Source organism: Deltaproteobacteria bacterium, assembly GCA_005879795.1.
Taxonomy (GTDB): Bacteria; Desulfobacterota; Binatia; order DP-6; family DP-6; genus DP-6.
This window is the reverse complement of sequence record VBKJ01000267.1, coordinates 1-2,676: the sequence shown is the minus strand read 5'-3', so window position 1 is coordinate 2,676 and position 2,676 is coordinate 1. Positions and strand designations below refer to the sequence as shown.

General features: G+C 71.9%; 3 protein-coding genes. 2 read left to right on the top strand and 1 reads right to left on the bottom strand.

The genetic code is table 11. The annotated features are described in order from the left end of the window. Positions 1–1,452, bottom strand: a 1,452-nt coding sequence (locus E6J59_19915; GenBank protein ID TMB15536.1) for a PAS domain S-box protein, incomplete at its 3' end; no start/stop codon positions are given. A 106-nt stretch (positions 1,453–1,558) separates the two neighbouring features. Here E6J59_19915 and E6J59_19910 point away from each other — a divergent pair. Together E6J59_19910 and E6J59_19905 are read left to right on the top strand one after the other, a co-directional pair. Beyond that, positions 1,559–1,798: a zf-HC2 domain-containing protein gene (locus tag E6J59_19910; GenBank protein TMB15535.1), complete on the top strand. Its 240-nt coding sequence runs from the start codon at positions 1,559–1,561 to the stop codon at positions 1,796–1,798. A 230-nt stretch (positions 1,799–2,028) separates the two neighbouring features. Next, positions 2,029–2,676 (top strand): hypothetical protein (locus tag E6J59_19905; protein ID TMB15534.1); only part of this gene is annotated, 648 nt, incomplete at its 3' end.

The following is a 2,676-nucleotide window of genomic DNA, read 5'->3' as shown; positions in this document are numbered from 1 at the left end:
CTCCTCGAAGTTGTGGACGGCCTTGATCTCCTCCTGGAGGTAGGCGCTCTGGAGCTGCAGGCGCTGCTGCTCGCTCTCGAGCCGGCGGCGTTCGCCGAGGTCGCGCAGGTAGATCGTGTAGAGCGGCCGGCCGCCCACCTGCGCGCACGAGAGCGCCGCCTCGAACTCGAACTCCTCCCCGTCGAGGCGGCGCGACTTGAGCCCGGGCTCGCTGAAGCTGAACGTCTTCCGTCCCGCCCGGATGTCCTCCATGGCCTGCGCGAGCGAGCGGGCGGCCGCCGGGGTGCCGAAGCGCGTGACGGGGGTGCCGATCACGTCCGCCGCGGCGCAGCGGAAGACCCGCTCGCCCGCCGGGTTGATGAGCACGATCCGTCCCTCCTGGTCGGTCACGATGATCGGGTCGAGCGCGAACTGGATGATGGCCGAGAGTCGCGCCTCGCTCTCCCGCACCGCCTGCTGCGCCTGGCGGAGCTCCGTAACGTCCTCGGCGATGGAGCGGGCGCCGGTGATGCGTCCCTGCTCGTCGCGGAGCGGGCTCAGCGAAACCCGCGCCCAGTAGAGGGTGCCGTCCTTGCGCCGAGCCTCCACCTCGGCGACCAGGTCGCGCCCCTCCTGGAAGACCTCCCGCTCGAGCCTGGCGAAGGCCTCCCGGTTCTCGGGCGCGTCGGTGTGGAAGTCGAGCGTGCGCATGCCGCGCAGCTCCTCGTCCGTGTAGCCGATCATCTCGCGGCCGCGGGCATTCCAGCGCCGCAGCCGACCGTCGCTCCCGAACGTGAAGTAGGCGAGCGGAGCGTGCTCGTAGAGGTCGCGGTAGAGGGCCTCGCTGTCGCGGAGCGCGCGCTCCGCGCCCAGGCGGCTGATCTCGGCGCGGGCCCGCGCCGCGAAGATGCGCATGATCGAGAGCCCGCGCGGCCCGTCCCACATCGGCTTGTCGTCGCAGATCGCGAGGTGGCCCACGACGACGCCCGCGGGATCGACCAGCGGCACCCCGCAGTAGCTGTGGACGCCCCAGTCGCCGAGGGCGCGGTCCGCCGGAAAAAGCTCCTGCAGCCGCTCCGGGAAGTGCGACATCTGCCCATGCAGCACGCCCTCGCAGGGGGTGCCGGCCAGCGGCACGTCGATGTTGGGCAGGAAGGCGCCGCGGCCCCAGAGCGCCCGCGTCCGGAAGCGCTGGCGGTCGTCCGACAGCTCGGAGACGAAGGCGTACTGCGCCCTCAGGGCGGAGGCGAGGCGCTGCACGAGCGAGGCGAAGAACTGCTCGCCCGTCTCCGATTCGACGCCTTCGACGATCGCCCGGAGAGCCGCGTCCTCCGGTAGCTTCTGCTTGTCCTGCTGGTCGCTCACCTGGCCGAGGTCCCCCATCGGATACCATCTCGCGGCCGGGCCCGTCGAGGGCGATCGAGGGGCTCGAAACGAGACGGCGCCAGGCGGCATCGAAAGGACGCCGACCATTCATGCTCAACTCAGACGACGCCCGCTCGACCGCTTGCCGCGTGCTCATCCTCGGGGGAGGCTTCGGCGGCGTCTACGCCGCCCTGGAATTCGAGAAGGCGAGATCATGACCTGCCGCGAGCTGGTCGAGTTCCTGGCCGACTACCTGGCGGGCGAGCTCGCCCCGGAGGCGCGGCGCGTCTTCGAGACCCACCTCGGCGACTGCCCGGAGTGCGCGACGTACCTCCGCGGCTACGCCGACGCGATCCGGCTCGCGCGGGCGTGCGCCGAGACCGACGACGCGGTGCCGGCCGAGGTCCCGGAGCGGCTGGTGCGGGCGATCGTGGCCGCGCGCCGGCGGGCGTGAAACGCGCGCGCGCCGCGCGCCATCGAAGGCCCGGAAGCCAACATGTTTCGCGGAGGGACTTCGATGACCATCGCACTGGAGATCGCCGCCGGCATGGTGTTGACGACGGCCCTCGTGACGGGGATGACCATCCTCGCCGCGCTCGAGCTCGGCCGCATGGTGACCATGGACGACGAGCAGCGCGAGGTGGAGGCGAGGCCGGCGGAGCCGCCGACGCTCAGGTGCGCCGCGTGACGCCGCGCCTCGCTGCGCTGCTCGTCTCCGTTTTCGTGCTTGGCACTCCGGCGGCGCGGGGGGACGCCCGCTTCGCCGTCGGTCCCGAGGCGGGCAACAACACCTTCACGGCCGTGTTCGACGCCGCGATCGGCGAACGCATCACGGCCGTCAGCTCCGCCGTCGCCTGCACCCTCACCGTCGACGAGGCGAAGCTCGAGGGCAAGGCGTCCTGCTCCGTCCCCCTCACCTCCATCCGCGTCGACAACGACGACGTGAAGAGCGAGCACTTCCGGCAGTGGGCGACCAACAAGACGGTCGACCCGAAGAAGTGCGTGTTCAAGCTGGAGGTGCCGGCCGTGAAGCTCGCGGGGCCGGTGGAGCCCATGAAGGCCCTCGAGCTCGAGACCGAGGGCAGGTTCACGATCTGCGGCCGCCCGCGTGACGACACGGGCGCGGAGAAGCTGCGGGTGACCATCCTCTACCTGCCGGCCGAGCAGTACGACGCCGGGAAGACGCCGCGCCCCGCGCGCGGCGCCCGCAAGCACGCGCGCACCATCCGCATCCGCGCCCGGATCGAGGCCTTCGACCGCGAGCGCTACCGGATCGGCCCCAAGTGGACGGCGGGCTGGCTGGCGCGCGTGCAGCAGCTCGCCCCCGTGGTC